This window comes from Pseudomonas silensiensis (genome assembly GCF_050434865.1).
GTDB lineage: Bacteria > Pseudomonadota > Gammaproteobacteria > Pseudomonadales > Pseudomonadaceae > Aquipseudomonas > Aquipseudomonas fluorescens_W.
In genome coordinates, this window is record NZ_JBNDJH010000015.1 from 140513 (window position 1) to 153956 (window position 13444).

At 58.8% G+C, this 13444-nt stretch carries 11 protein-coding genes and 2 pseudogenes; 8 read left to right on the top strand and 5 right to left on the bottom strand.

All coding sequences use genetic code 11. The features are described 5' to 3' along the window. Positions 1–76 precede the first annotated feature (76 nt). Positions 77–3565 (top strand): hypothetical protein, encoded by a 3489-nt coding sequence (locus tag QF010_RS21470; RefSeq protein WP_429533901.1) that lies wholly within the window; start codon positions 77–79, stop codon positions 3563–3565. On the opposite strand, the gene QF010_RS21475 is transcribed toward QF010_RS21470, so the two are convergent. After that, the gene (locus tag QF010_RS21475) at positions 3562–3762 is read right to left on the bottom strand and encodes a YbdD/YjiX family protein (protein WP_033054429.1); all 201 of its coding nucleotides are present in this window, start codon (positions 3760–3762) and stop codon (positions 3562–3564) included. The genes QF010_RS21470 and QF010_RS21475 overlap by 4 nt on opposite strands. A gap of 174 nt (positions 3763–3936) precedes the next feature. On the opposite strand from QF010_RS21475, the gene QF010_RS21480 reads away from it, so the two are divergent. After that, on the top strand, positions 3937–4422 hold the full coding sequence (locus tag QF010_RS21480; RefSeq protein ID WP_429533902.1) for an adenosine-specific kinase: 486 nt from the start codon (positions 3937–3939) through the stop codon (positions 4420–4422). Between the two features lie 10 nt (positions 4423–4432). Here QF010_RS21480 and QF010_RS21485 read toward each other — a convergent pair. Together QF010_RS21485 and QF010_RS21490 are read right to left on the bottom strand one after the other, a co-directional pair. Continuing rightward, positions 4433–4846 (bottom strand): annotated as a pseudogene (locus tag QF010_RS21485) (cation:dicarboxylate symporter family transporter); the annotation flags it as partial. A gap of 58 nt (positions 4847–4904) precedes the next feature. Continuing rightward, positions 4905–5720 (bottom strand): carbon-nitrogen hydrolase family protein, encoded by an 816-nt coding sequence (locus QF010_RS21490; RefSeq protein WP_429533903.1) that lies wholly within the window; start codon positions 5718–5720, stop codon positions 4905–4907. Positions 5721–6060: 340 nt separating this feature from the next. Between QF010_RS21490 and QF010_RS21495 the strand changes: the two genes are divergently transcribed. The 6 genes from QF010_RS21495 to QF010_RS21520 all read left to right on the top strand — a co-directional run bounded on the left by QF010_RS21495 (position 6061) and on the right by QF010_RS21520 (position 12198). After that, positions 6061–6351 (top strand): hypothetical protein, encoded by a 291-nt coding sequence (locus QF010_RS21495; RefSeq protein WP_033054426.1) that lies wholly within the window; start codon positions 6061–6063, stop codon positions 6349–6351. 193 nt (positions 6352–6544) lie between these two features. Then, the gene (locus tag QF010_RS21500) at positions 6545–7969 is read left to right on the top strand and encodes a GGDEF domain-containing protein (protein ID WP_429533904.1); all 1425 of its coding nucleotides are present in this window, start codon (positions 6545–6547) and stop codon (positions 7967–7969) included. Positions 7970–7991: 22 nt separating this feature from the next. Further along, entirely contained in the window at positions 7992–8168 is a 177-nt protein-coding gene (locus tag QF010_RS21505) for a hypothetical protein (protein ID WP_156363896.1), read from the top strand. Positions 8169–8210: 42 nt separating this feature from the next. Next, positions 8211–9716 (top strand): MocR-like pyridoxine biosynthesis transcription factor PdxR, encoded by a 1506-nt coding sequence (pdxR, locus tag QF010_RS21510; RefSeq protein ID WP_429533905.1) that lies wholly within the window; start codon positions 8211–8213, stop codon positions 9714–9716. A 112-nt stretch (positions 9717–9828) separates the two neighbouring features. After that, positions 9829–10899 (top strand): sugar phosphate isomerase/epimerase family protein, encoded by a 1071-nt coding sequence (locus QF010_RS21515; RefSeq protein ID WP_429533906.1) that lies wholly within the window; start codon positions 9829–9831, stop codon positions 10897–10899. A gap of 33 nt (positions 10900–10932) precedes the next feature. Beyond that, entirely contained in the window at positions 10933–12198 is a 1266-nt protein-coding gene (locus QF010_RS21520; protein ID WP_429533907.1) for an MFS transporter, read from the top strand. A 150-nt stretch (positions 12199–12348) separates the two neighbouring features. Here the strand turns inward: QF010_RS21520 and QF010_RS21525 are convergent. Both QF010_RS21525 and QF010_RS21530 read right to left on the bottom strand, forming a co-directional pair. Continuing rightward, a pseudogene (locus QF010_RS21525) lies at positions 12349–12645 on the bottom strand (universal stress protein); the annotation flags it as partial. A gap of 35 nt (positions 12646–12680) precedes the next feature. Then, on the bottom strand, positions 12681–13301 hold the full coding sequence (locus QF010_RS21530) for a cell wall hydrolase (RefSeq protein ID WP_429533908.1): 621 nt from the start codon (positions 13299–13301) through the stop codon (positions 12681–12683). Positions 13302–13444: the final 143 nt, after the last annotated feature.

Sequence of the window (13444 nt, forward strand, 5' to 3'; positions counted from 1 at the left end):
CTGACTTTGCACTGAACCCTCTTAATGGGTCTATAAATAACTGTAATCAGTTGGCCGAGAACAAGAGGCACAGGCCATGGGCAGCAAGGGTTCTGGCACTAACCTGGCCTTCTGGCTGCCGGGCAGTGCGGTCATCCTGAGTCTGGTGATATCGATGTTCGCGCTCAACCGCGAACCGTTCCTTGAACCGCGGCCGATCGGTGCACAGTTCCAGGCACAACTGCCCATCGAAGCCCGGTTATGGCAAGACCCTTTTGACGCGGTCGAGCGTTATCGCAAGAAGCTCACGGACAGCAAGAACCCGGATGCCGAGCATGTGTGCAGCCCGGATCTTTCTCCCCTGTCCGGAGACAAACCGGCGCCCGACATCATGGTGGCGCTGGTCGAAGGCGGGCCTTACGCCGACGAAGTCGAACGGCGCCGGCGCATTCGTTATGCGCTGCTGGCAGGGTTCAAGAATTCCCACCGGGTGCCGGATCAGGAACAGTACATCCACTGCTTGAGACTCGCCGCCAACCTGTCGCTGGATACTCCGCAGAAAACCGGTTTCGTCGACGCGCCCTATGAAGTGTTCGTCTCCAATCCTTTCGATCCACCGACAGCCCTTGAAGGGTCACCACCACCGCCTGACCGAACGATCGTGTTCTGGTTCAAGCAGGACGCACTTGGCTCAACGCCACTGCAATCGCTCGAAACGTTACGCGAGACCCTGAAAAATAAAACCGCTGTGGCGTGCGCTCCAAAACCCTGTTCCGAGCCACCCGACACGGCGGTCCTGAAGGTCATCGGCCCTTCTACCTCAACCGTCCTGCGCGACATGTTCCAGGATCAGGACATCGGCCAGGCCACGCCGAAGGTCGAAATCTACTCACCCCTGGCCACGGCCGATAACGAGACGCTGGATCGCGGGTACCAGAAGCGGTCGCCGCCGCTGGCGAGCAGACAATCCATGAAGTTGCTGCGCACCGTCAGCGACGACGGCACCATGACGCAACTGATGCTTGAAGAGCTGAAATTACGCCGCGTGGACCCGGCCACGGGCGTGAGTTGCAGCGAAGACAAGCTGCAACGGATCGGCTCACCGTGTACTCGTGACCTTCGCCGTAGCGGTCATCGCATCGCGTTGATTTCCGAGTGGGACAGTTTCTACAGCCGCGCGCTGATCGAAAGCTTCAAGACACAGGTGGCCAAGGATGCCCGCCTGGGCAGCGACGAAAAAAACCACAGGGATGTGGTCGATCAGTGGATTTTGCGCTTCAGCTATCTGCGCGGCCTTGACGGACGTCTCCCGGAAGAATCCGCGAGCAACGAAAAAAGCCCCAGTACCGATCCCGGTAAAAACAAAGACCCCACCCAACTTGATCTCAGTCCGTTGGAGAAATCCGACGGCAACTCCCAGCTCGACTACCTGCGGCGCCTCGCCGACCATATCGCCAACGAGGACGCGGCTTATCGACGCAATGGCGAAAGCGGCATCGGCGCGATTGGCGTACTGGGCGTCGATGCCTACGACAAGCTCCTGGTGCTGCAAGCGCTGAAGAGCCGGATGCCGTACAAACTGTACTTTTCCACCGACCTCGATGCCCGCATGTTGCAACGGGGCCAGGCGCAAACCACGCGCAACCTGATACTCGCCGCCCCCTACGGACTCACGCTGACCCGCGCCCTGCAACAGGACGTGCCGCCGTTTCGCGACAGCCTGCAAAGTGCGGTGTTCATCTCGGTGCTGGCGGCACTGGCGCCGCAATCCTTCGACGCCAAGCGCGCGAAGTTCGACTATTCCAAATCGGAGCTGCTATCTCCGGGCATCTATGAAGTGGGCATCAGCGGCTTCATTCCGCTGGCGAGTCGGCTGACCGCGTCACGCCCGGCTAGCTGCGAGGCACCGACCCAATCGCAGTCGGAACGAGGCGTACGTCCACACGATTTGATGGCGCTGCGCTGCCTTCAAGACCCCTCGCCACCGCCCTACCCTGAACCCTCAAAATCCATCCGCGACCGCTTCAAGCAAGCCCAATCTTTCTTCTGGGCCGGGCCACTGACAATCACCCTGCTGATACTCGCCGGGTTCATCGTCTGGTGGCGCATCGAGGGCCCGAAAGATGACCATGACACTCGGCTGTCCTGGGTGCGCGGCGTGCCGATGACGCTGTTTATGGTGGCAGCGGCCTGCGCATTCATCGCCACGCGGTTCTGGCATGCGGAGTTTCTCTGGTTCACCTTCGTGCTGATATTGCTCGGTATCATCTCGTCGAACCTGACCCGGCGCTCCGCGCGGCAACTGGCGATGGCCAAGGACTCGACAGCCAGCATGGACACGGGGTTATACGACTCCCGGGCGTGGTACATCGTGGTCCCTCTCGTCATGTTCATCCTCGCGCTGATGCTGGCGTACCAGATGCGCAGCACATTGACGGACAACGGACTGGGTGAGCCGATGTTCCTGTTTGAAGGCATCAGTGCCTGGCCCTCCGTGGCACTGCGGCTGCTGGCCGTGCTGATCTCGCTCTCGGCGCTGGCCTGGGGCTGGCGCAACCTGCGCATCAACCGGACCGAGATCGAAGCCGCGTACCATTTGCGCCTGCACATGCGCAAATACGAGATGACCTTGTGGGGACAGGTTCGACGCTTGATCCGCCGGGGCAAAGGCTGGAGATTGCGTCGCTGGTGCAACGAACTGGGGCACTGCCTGCTGAAGATTTTCTTCCCGCTACTGACTGCCAGCGACGAATGGTCAAAGTCCTGCGCACCGGCACAGGCCGCTTGCACGGACGGACGCAAGATGATCGTCATTGCACGCTTCTGGGGTGAGCACTGCGTCTGCGGCTCCTTCGGCGCCCGAATGCTGCGGGCCATGCTCGCCACGTGGGTTTACGTCGTGGTCACCAGCGTGCTGTTTGTCATCTGGCCCATGGAGGGCATGCCCGTTCGCGGCGCATCGATGTGGTGGATGCTGAGTTGGCTGATCCCCAGCCTGACGTTCCAGGTGCTGGTGTTCTGGGTGGTGGATGCCAACTTGCTGCTGACGCGATTTATCCGCCATCTCAGCGAACATCATGCGATCTGGCCTGGCACCTTGCAGATGGAGCACAAGAAAACCTTTGGCATGCTCCGGCACCCGTGCATCGACGAGTGGGTGGATTTGCAGCTGATCGCCAAGCGCACCTCGGCCGTTAACCGTCTGATCTATGCGCCGACCGTGGTCTTGTTGATCCTGTTGGCGTCGCGCAGCAGCCTGTTCGATAACTGGCCGACACCGCCGAGCCTGATCATTTCCTACCTGCTGACAGCGTTGGTGCTGCTGGTCTCCGCGCTGTCGCTGCGACGCGCAGCGGAAAAGGCCCGCACCATTGCACTGCAACGACTCGACGCCTATCTGCTGCAAACACCCGAAACGACGCCTTGCTACGCCAAGTTCAAGATGATCCGCGAGCGGGTCGCGACGTTCAATACCGGCTCTTTCTCACGCTACTCAGAAGACCCGCTGATCAGGGCATTGCTGCTGTCGCTGACCGGTATTGGTGGCTCGGCCATTGTCGATGCGTTGAACTATGCGAAGTTCTAGCAGCAACGCGTATTGCATTTCCCACGGCCGAAACGGGCCTCCTGACGCTCACGAAAAAACGCCGAATAGCTCATGACCGGCTCACCGGGATGATTGAGCGCCATTTGCGCCACGTAGTTATCGTAATCGGGTACGCCAACCATTAAACGCGCGCTCTGGCTGAGGAACTTCGCGACATGCTGCAGTTTGCGGTACATGGCAATTCTCTCTATGCGTGTGGGACTGGCCCATGAAAGCGCACTGATGTATCTGCACTGTGTCAGCAGCGGGGTGCTTTGTATGTTCAAGTATCAAACGCATCGATGCTCAACGCCCGGCTCGTTCTCACGCTAGGCTGAAGAATAACGACATCGTGAATGGAGGCGTTTGAGATGCAACTCATCACGTTGAAAATCGACAAGCCGGAAGCAACAAACTTCATTTTCGGTCAGACCCACTTCATCAAGTCCGTCGAGGACATCCACGAAGCGTTGGTCAATGCCGTGCCAGGCATCCGCTTTGGCGTGGCGTTTTGCGAAGCTTCCGGTAAATGCCTGGTGCGCTGGTCCGGCACCGATACCGCCATGATCGAACTGGCCCGCAGCAATGCCCAAGCCATCGGCGCAGGCCATAGCTTCATCATTTTCCTCGACGATGGCTTCTATCCCGTAAACGTGTTGAACGCCGTCAAAATGGTCCCGGAGGTGTGCCGCATTTTTTGTGCAACGGCCAATCCGACTGAAGTGATTCTCGCCGAGACGGACCAAGGGCGAGCGATTCTGGGTGTGGTGGATGGCTTCTGTGCCTGTGACATTGAAGGCGAGGAAGACATCCTGTGGCGCAAGAACCTGTTGCGGCAGATCGGCTACAAACTTTGAGCACGCTCCGTTAACCAGGCGCTGAATGAGCAGCGATAACCTCTGTCTGAGCCGTCACGGGTTTCTCCCCTTCGACCTCACCATTCAGCGCCTTGTGCATTTTCACGGTGTCCAGCGCCCCGACCCATTTGGCAATGGCCATTGTTCCGACGCCATTGCCGATGGTGTTGGTGATCGCACGCGCTTCCGACATGAACCGGTCGACGCCCAACAGCAGCACCATGCCTGCCACCGGAATGGTGCCCAGGGACGATAACGTCGCGGCCAGAATGATGAATCCCGAGCCGGTGACACCGGCAGATCCCTTGGAGGTAAACATCAGCACGGCCAGGACGATCAACTGATCCGTCAGGGTCAGCGGTGTGTTCGTGGCCTGCGCGATGAAGATGGCGGCGATGGTGTAGTAGATCGCCTGCCCGTCCGGGCAGGGCCGACATCGGCAAGATCAACGACGTATGACTGGGGAGAAGAATTCAAACAACTCAAGGAATCAGCAGCTCGCGACGACCGTCGGTATGCTCAAGTTGTTCACCTGTCAGGTGCAGGCGACGGTCGTTGAGGTAGTCGTAATCCCGCCGGGACGCCTTGAGCTGGTCAAGGTCAAGCGTGACCACCTGCCGACACTCCTCGCGACCGGCCTCAAACACTATTTGCCCGAACGGATTGACCACTGCGCTGCCCCCCGCGAACACCAGGCCGTCCTCCCCTTTTCCCACCCGATTCACCATGACCGCAAACGCCTGATTTTCCTGGGCGCGAGCCATGATTGCCGTGCGATGGACCGGGCCGTAGGGATCCATGTTGCCGTTAGTGACCAGTATCAGCTCGGCGCCGAGCTGCCCGAGGGCGCGGGCGCTTTCCGGGAGTTCAATGTCGTAGCAAATCAGGAGGCCTACCCGCACGCCCTTCCACAGTGCCGTGACATAGCGATCACCCGGCTGGAAAAGACCCCGCTCCGATGGCCACAAGTGGGTCTTGCGGTAGCGCAAGGCGATACCTTCGGGCGTTACCAGCACCGAGGTGTTGTAAAAGATGCCGCCATCATTCTCCGCAATGCCGACGACGACTGAGACATTACGCTTGCGCACCAACTGCTCGACGGCCTGCAAGGTGGGGCCATTCAAGGGCTCGGCAACACTCGCCAATTGATCGGCATCGACAAATCCCGTCAGGTGGGTTTCCGGGAAGATCAACAAATCCGTGTCAGCCGCGCAGGTAGCGATGGCCTCCATGGTACGCCCGAGGTTGTGAACCACATCGCCGTCACGGCCAGCCAGTTGCACCAATTCAATCTTCATCTCTGTTCCTTGCACCGTTAAGTAAGGGCCCAACCCGCCGGGGTTCGCCAGAGTATGGAGCGCGGTTGAGCGACACGTTATTCCCCCCAAGGGTTAACCACGAATGCGTAGTGACGTGAAAGCGACATTGCAGGAAGGGGTCGGATTTAAGTGATCGGGATCGCCCCGGTTTCTGATGGGTTCAGTCGCCCTGCTGGGATCTACGTCCACATCAGGAATGGCGGCTGCCGGTGGTCGTTGCTTTTCGCTTGTCACCGGCGTTTGACTAAGCTGAACACATCAGCGGCCATCAGCGGATCCGGATGGTTATCAAGACGGTAAATCACACAGGAGACGGACTATGTATGCGGTCATACGAACCTACTCAGGTCCTGGTGCAAAGCAGCTTTTCGATGTTTTAGAGCAGAAAAAGGCCGACGTCGAAGCGGCCCTCCGGAAAGTGACAGGCCTGGCAAGCTACACACTGCTGCCTCTCGCTGATGGCGGTATGTCGGTGACTGTTTGCACGGACAAGGCCGGCACCGATGAGAGCATGAAAGTCGCTCGCGACTGGATTCAGAAGAACGCCTCGCACATCCATGCAGATCCGCCAGTCGTCACGGAAGGTCCGGTCATTGTGCAGATCAATTAGCGCGCCCTGGCGTTTGCGTGAACATTTTTAGCTGCTTGTGCAGCAGAAATCGGGAAGAAGTCTAATATTGAAATGCCATAGGTCGGTCCATCCCCTATCTGCGTAATGATGCGAGGGACCGTTGGCATGCAGATGGCTTTGGAGCCGACACCGGACCGGTGTTGGCTAAATAGATTTCAACTTGGAGGGAACCATGAGCAATCTCATCGCCAGCGGCGAGCCACCTGAAGCCGTGCGCCTCATGGTCAAGGTTTACGCTTATTTGCTGCTCGCAGGATTTGCGTTTGTTCCGGCCTATCTGATTGGCTACTTGTACGTCTTCCAAGACCCCACCCTTATTTTCGAAAACCACCTGTTCCATATCATTGCGATCACGGCGGCCACCTTGGCGGGCCTGTTTGTTACTTACGTCACGTGGCGCTGCTATCAGTCATCGGGAGATCCGCTGCTGCGATGGATGACGCTGGGTTTTCTCGGTTTTGTAGTCATCTACGCGTTGCATGGTGCGTTCACCGGGCAAGCGCACCACAATATCTGGCTCTTCCTGCTGTATGGACCGGCCTCTCGACTGGTCATGTCGAGTTTGCTGTTAGTCGGAATGCTGTCGTACCACCGCCCACCCGATGCCGCGGACCAACGAATGAAGGCCCACCCGTGGTTGACCTGGATAGGACTGTTCCTGCTGGTTGACGTGGCAGTGGCGTATGTCGCGAATTCACCGATCGCCGGCAATCTCGCGGTACGCCTCTCGATGGAAGGTGGCGCCCTCATTCTTTCCACATTGACCGTGGCAATACTCCTGCTGCGCCGTATCCGTTCGCCGCTGATGATGATTTTTGTCGTCTCGGTCACCGCGTTTGCGCTGTCATCGCTTGCCTTCATCCTTGCACGTCCGTGGAACCACATGTGGTGGCTCGCTCATGCGATCTTCGCCGGTGGTTTCTTCATGCTGAGCTATGGGGTCGTGCAAGCGTTCCTCACCACGCGCTCGTTCTCGAAGATCTACAGCCAGGAAGAGCTGATGGTGCGTCTTGCCGAAGCGATGGCGTATACCGAGAGCGCCCTGCTGGAACTCCAGCGCACCAATCAAGAACTCGGGCACCTGGCGTCGACCGATCCACTGACTGGCGCTGATAATCGGCGTCGGTTCATGGAACGCGTCGAAGTCGAAATGGGCCGGACCAAGCGCGGTGGTGAGCCGTTCTCGGTGTTGGCACTCGATCTGGATAATTTCAAGTCCATCAATGATCGCTTCGGGCATCAGGTGGGCGACGACATCCTGAAGGACTTCGTGGAGAAATGCCTCGATTCGATCCGGCCGTATGACGGCGTAGCCCGAGTGGGCGGGGAAGAATTCATGATTCTGCTGCCTCAGACTTCACTTGAGGGCGCGCACGTAATCGCCGAGCGGTTGCGAAGCACCGTTGCCAATAATTCTTTTCATGGCCTGCAGCGGTTAACCGTGGTCACCGTGAGCATCGGCGTATCGCAATCCGGCCGCGACGGTGACACCATCGAGGCCATTCTGCGCACAGCCGATCAACGCCTGTATCACGCTAAACACGAAGGCCGTAACCGTGTGGTCACGACCATCAAAACCAGCCTCCAATCCCTGTAAAAGCGTCGGCCTGGAGCGGCTTTTGGAGTACCCGCCTCTACAGGCCAGGCATTACAACACTGGCTTTCTCATCGAACTGGACAGTGCCGTGATCATCGGCCTGTTCAGTGAGATCCAGCGACCGGATTGCGCCGAACATCAACGCCAGACAGATGACTTATCGGGTATCGCTCGTTACCCTTACCTCGCCGTCGCCTGACGGTTTGCAGGTCAAATCCCATTTCATCCAGTCGAGCATGTCATGAAATCCCCCGCAGGTTTGCTGCTGTCGGCCATCGAGCTGGACCGTACCAGTGCCATTCCCCTGTACCGCCAACTGTATCTGCAGATTCGCAAACAGATACTCAACGGCAGAATCCAGGGGGGCGTGCGCCTGCCGTCGACCCGGACCTTGAGCAACGAGTTGGGGTTGTCGCGGATTACCATTCTCAATGCGTTCGATCAGCTGATTGCCGAAGGTTTCCTGGCCTCGCGCACTGGCGCCGGTACGTATGTCGGCACTGAGTGGGAAAGCCGGGGTATCAAGGACGAGCAACAGCGCCAGCCACCGCGCCTGTCTGACCTGAGCCAGTCGATGCTGTCGCTGCGCAGCGATCATTTTCGCGGGGTGTCCTATGCCGACTGGGACCCCGCGACCCCGACCTCCTTCCTGCCCAGCCACAGCACCTATGACGCATTCCCGCAGGCGATTTGGCGGCGCCTGATGAACCGTCACCTGCTCAAGCCGACCAAGGCCATTCTGGGTTATGGCGAGTTGCAAGGCTTGCAGGCGTTGCGCACAGCGATTGCCGAATACGTCTTCGATGCGCGTGGCATCGACTGCAATGCCGGGCAAGTGGTGATCGTTTCCGGCGCGCAGCAAGCGTTCAACCTGCTGGGCATGCTGTTGCTCAATCCGCAGGACAGCGTCTGGATGGAGGACCCGGGGCACATCGCCGCGCGCATTGCGTTGCAGGCCCAGGGCGCTCAGGTGGTTGCGTTGCGTATCGATGAACAGGGGATCGATGTCCAGCAAGGCCTGACCGAGTGCCCTGATGCGCGCCTGGTGTTTTGTACGCCTTCGCGCCAGCATCCTTTGGGTGTCACCCTGAGTTATGCGCGGCGCCAGGCACTCATCGACTGGGCTGCGCAGCATCAGAGCTGGATCATCGAGGACGATTGCGACAGTGAGTTTCGCTACAGTGGCCGCCTCCTCCCGGCGCTGTATGCCATGGACCAGATGGCCCGGGTGATCTACGTCGGCACGTTCAGCAAAGTGCTCTTTCCGTCACTCAGACTGGGTTACGTGATTCTGCCGCAGGCCCTGGTCGAACCCTTTTGCACCTTGCGCGCGGTCATGGATCGCAGTCCGCCCACACTGCTTCAGGCGACAACGGCGGACTTCATGAGCGAAGGCCACTTCCTGGGGCACATCCGCCGCATGCGTGCGCTGTACAAGGCGCGCCAGCAGGCATTGATCGAACAACTCGAACAGCAAATTGGCAGCTTCTTCAGGATCACTCCGACGGATGCCGGCATGCACCTGATCGCTTGGCTGCCCCCCGAACTCAGTGACACTGACATCGCCCAACAACTGGCCCAGCACAACATCCACACTTACGCCTTGAGCGACTACCGCATCAAGCATGCCCTGCCGCCGGCCCTGTTGATCGGCTTTGCCGGCACGCCTGAAAACCAGGCCCGGGAGCGTGTCGAGGCGCTGGCCCGGGCCTTGCGCACATTGGGTTATCTGCCGCCGAACACTTGATGCGAGGCAAGTGGTCCTATCAATTAACTGATAATGGATCTATCGAGAGTTCCTGACTGGCGCGATAAAGGGCGCGCCGGTAGACCCGGTGTCTGAACCAGGAACGACTCTAATGAACAACAAGATCCAGGAACGATTCAACGCCTTGCTGAGCCATAAGGTGGTCGAACACGGGCCAGTTCCCGTGCTGACGGACGCACTGGCCCGGCGGTTACTTGAACGTCTCGGGCAATTGCGCCTGTTTGCCCACGCCTACCCGCTACTGACCAACCTTACCCACGGTCGTGTCACCCCTGCCGACATGCTGGACTTCGCCTACCGCCACGAGCTGCAAGGCCTGAGCCTGCACTTGCTCGACGGCGAGGAAAACAGCCTGAGCCAAATGTCACCCGCGCAGCTCCAGGCGTTTGCCGCCAAGGCCAAAGCGCTGGGGCTGGATGTGCACCTGGAAATCAGCAGCACGCTGAAAAAGGATGTCGACCAGGTGATTGCCATCGCCAAGGCCCTGGGGGTGCGCAACATCCGTGTCTACTCACGTTACGAGGGCACGCTGTCGCGGGTCATGGACGTGATCGAGACCGACCTGCACTACCTCGCGCAACAGGCCGACGCACACGATCTGTACTTTGACTTCGAGCAGCATGAAGAGCTCAAGAGCGGCGAAATCGCGCAACTGCTCAACCGCCTCAACCACCCTCGCCTGCATGCCCTGTTCGACTTCGGCAACATGATCAATGCCTGCGAACAGCCCCTGCAGGCCCTGCGAAACCTGGCGCCGCACATCCGCCAGACTCACCTCAAGGGTGTGCGCATCGTCCCCGAACAAAACGGCTTCGGCCATTACGGCGTATTGCAGGGCAGCGACGAGGACGATCTTCCCAGCCCCCGCATGCTGTTCGAACTGTTGATGCTGGGCGAAACAACCCCACAGGTGATCGCCTTCATTCTCGAGCAGGAAAACCACTACGTGGCCCCGGCCTTCCGCCAGAGCCTTGAGGCGGCCGATCCCTTCATCGCTTACCGGGAGATGAGCGAAACGCCGCTCCCGAACGGCTACTCGCTTGAGCGAATGCTGGCCGATGAACACCGCTGGGCGAACAACCAGGTCGCCTATGTCCGTAGCCTGCTGGCCGAATTGCGCACCTTGGCCGAACTGACCCTGGCCAGCCCTTCCAACGCCTGATCCTGACGACCCGATTACGCCCGGAGAACAATAATGACAATTCAAAACAAGGCCAAATGGCTCAGATTCCTGATCCTCATCCTCGGTGGCGGCACCATCTACAAGCTGGCGAACCTCAAGGACGCCTTCTATATACCCATGCAGGAATTCATGGGCTTGAGCCACACTGAAATCGGTATGCTGCTGAGTGCCAACGCGATCATCGCGACCGCACTGTTTGTGATTGGCGGCCTGCTCGCCGATCGCTACGACACGCGCAAACTGATCCCCCTCGGTCTGATCGGGACCGGTAGCCTGGGACTGTACCTGGCGACCTTTCCGCCCTTCAGCAATTTGCTGATCGTGTTCAGTCTGTTGGCCGTCTGTGCCGACTGCCTGTTCTGGCCATCGCTACTCAAAGCCATCCGCAACCTGGGTGACGATCAGGAGCAAGGCCGGTTGTTCGGCCTGCTCGAAGGCGGGCGTGGCGTGGTTGATACACTGGTAGCCTTTTCAGCTCTGGGTGTGTTCGTCGCCATGGGTTCGGGCGAAACCGGCCTGAAGTCGGCGATCCTGTTCTACTCGGTCATCGACATTCTGGCCGGCACCCTGACCTGGTTCCTGCTCAAGGGCGGCAACGCGCAGTCGGTGGCCAAGCCGAAGAATGGCCTGGTGAACCTGATGGAAGCGATCAAGGTACCGGGCATCTGGCTGGTCAGCCTCAACGTGTTCATGGTCTACATCGTTTACTGCGGCCTGACCTACTTCATTCCCTACCTCAAGGAAATGTACGGGTTGCCTGTGGCGTTGGTGGGCGCCTACGGCATCATCAACCAGTACTTCCTGAAGATCCTCGGCGGGCCTGCTGGCGGTTTCATTGCCGACAAGCAGTTCAAGAGCACCAGCCGCTACCTGAAGTGGGCATTCCTGGCGCTGTTACCGCTGATGGGCGTGATCATGCTGATTCCGAAAAGCCCGGGCTTCATCTATGCGGGCATGGCCGCCACGCTGTCCTTCGCCCTGATCGTATTCTCCATGCGCGGCGTGTTCTGGGCCCCCATGGGTGAAGTCGGCATTCCCCAGCACATCACCGGCTCGGCCTTTGGCATCGGTTGCCTGATCGGCTATGCACCCGGCATGTTTGCCTACGTCATCTACGGCGCGATCCTCGACCACTTCCCCGGTCAACAGGGTTACAACTATGTCTTCACCCTGATGAGCCTACTGGCCGTTGTGGGCTTCATGGTGTCCAGCCTGCTCTATCAAGCGGTGCGCAAAAAATCCATGGCCACTGGCGCGATGAGCGCGGCGCAAGCCTGATCATCGTCATGGATTCCGGGAGGAGGAATCGTCTACCACGCCGATCCCTCCTGCTGGCCACAACGCCGGAATGAACCGAAGCTTGCGCACCATCTGGATAACGCGTTAGCGCGACCGATGGCGATACGAGTCTTTTAACAGCCAATACATTCACTGATCCGCAGCCCCCGTAACGGCGAAAATGTTACAGGGCACTCGATTCAGAACATGCTCCGTCGTACTGCCCACCCATTTGCCCAGTCCCTTGCGATGCGCATTTCCCATGACGATCACATCGGCCCGGTGATGCGCGGCAAAGGCGGCCAGCGCTTTGCCGGGCGGTCCTTCAACGAAGTGTTGTCGCTCAGTGGGCACACCGTAGTGGTCGGCCAATGCGGTAAATGCCTTTTGCAGTGACTTGCGCACCTCGCTGTTGAAACCTGGCATCGTCACTGCACCAGATCTGGCTGCATTTCTGGTAGACCTCGCTCATGCGAACGCCCCTACTTCGCCGCCCCTTCATGCGGCTTATAAAAAAGAAACATCGAAGTCTCTGTGGTCTTGATGTATTTCCTGGCCCAAGCGGGTTTCACCTTCCGGTTGTGGAAATACATCGCACCGTGGGTTCGGTCGTTCAGTTGCTTGTTGAGCGCCTTGCGCGCGATTTCCTTGGCAATCGCGTATTGGCTTTCTTCCTGGACCTGATCCGAGCGTCCATCACACCACCACGAAAACTGACAATTTTTGGTTTCAGAACCCTGCTTGACCACGGCGCATACCGTGTCCGGAAAGCCCTCATGGCCCAGGCGATTCATGACGACGCTGGCGACGGCTTCCATGTCTGCGGGTGATTTGCCTTTGGATTCCCAATAGATGGAGCGGGCCAGACAGGTGATTGCATCGTCCATGGGCGACTGCCCGGCGGGGTCGACTGCCTGAGCCTCGGATGTCGTGATGGTTTCGGACTTGGGCACCGGGACATCGGCGCCCTTCTCCGCGGCTTTCTGCTCAAGGACCTCGGCCTTGTCCTCGGCCACTTCCTTTTTTTGCTCTTGCTCAGACGCCATGGCGTAGCCGGCGAGAAGGGTTATTGCCAAGCAGGTGGCTATCCAGATAACTCGCATGATCGACCTTTCTGACGGAACCGGAAGCACGCCGCACTGGCGACTTTGCTTGATTGTAGTTGCCAAAATTCATTCCAACAGACGGACAAAAAAACTGTCTTCGGGCATGAAAAGTCATTGCGCTCGCGGGGGTGAAATCGCGC

Bases quoted from the DNA above. Each gene is read 5' to 3' on its own strand.
- QF010_RS21470 (WP_429533901.1), top strand. From the start codon at position 77: ATGGGCAGCAAGGGTTCTGGCACTAACCTGGCCTTCTGGCTGCCGGGC.
- QF010_RS21475 (WP_033054429.1), bottom strand. From the start codon at position 3,762: ATGTACCGCAAACTGCAGCATGTCGCGAAGTTCCTCAGCCAGAGCGCG.
- QF010_RS21480 (WP_429533902.1), top strand. From the start codon at position 3,937: ATGCAACTCATCACGTTGAAAATCGACAAGCCGGAAGCAACAAACTTC.
- QF010_RS21490 (WP_429533903.1), bottom strand. From the start codon at position 5,720: ATGAAGATTGAATTGGTGCAACTGGCTGGCCGTGACGGCGATGTGGTT.
- QF010_RS21495 (WP_033054426.1), top strand. From the start codon at position 6,061: ATGTATGCGGTCATACGAACCTACTCAGGTCCTGGTGCAAAGCAGCTT.
- QF010_RS21500 (WP_429533904.1), top strand. From the start codon at position 6,545: ATGAGCAATCTCATCGCCAGCGGCGAGCCACCTGAAGCCGTGCGCCTC.
- pdxR (WP_429533905.1), top strand. From the start codon at position 8,211: ATGAAATCCCCCGCAGGTTTGCTGCTGTCGGCCATCGAGCTGGACCGT.
- QF010_RS21515 (WP_429533906.1), top strand. From the start codon at position 9,829: ATGAACAACAAGATCCAGGAACGATTCAACGCCTTGCTGAGCCATAAG.
- QF010_RS21520 (WP_429533907.1), top strand. From the start codon at position 10,933: ATGACAATTCAAAACAAGGCCAAATGGCTCAGATTCCTGATCCTCATC.
- QF010_RS21530 (WP_429533908.1), bottom strand. From the start codon at position 13,301: ATGCGAGTTATCTGGATAGCCACCTGCTTGGCAATAACCCTTCTCGCC.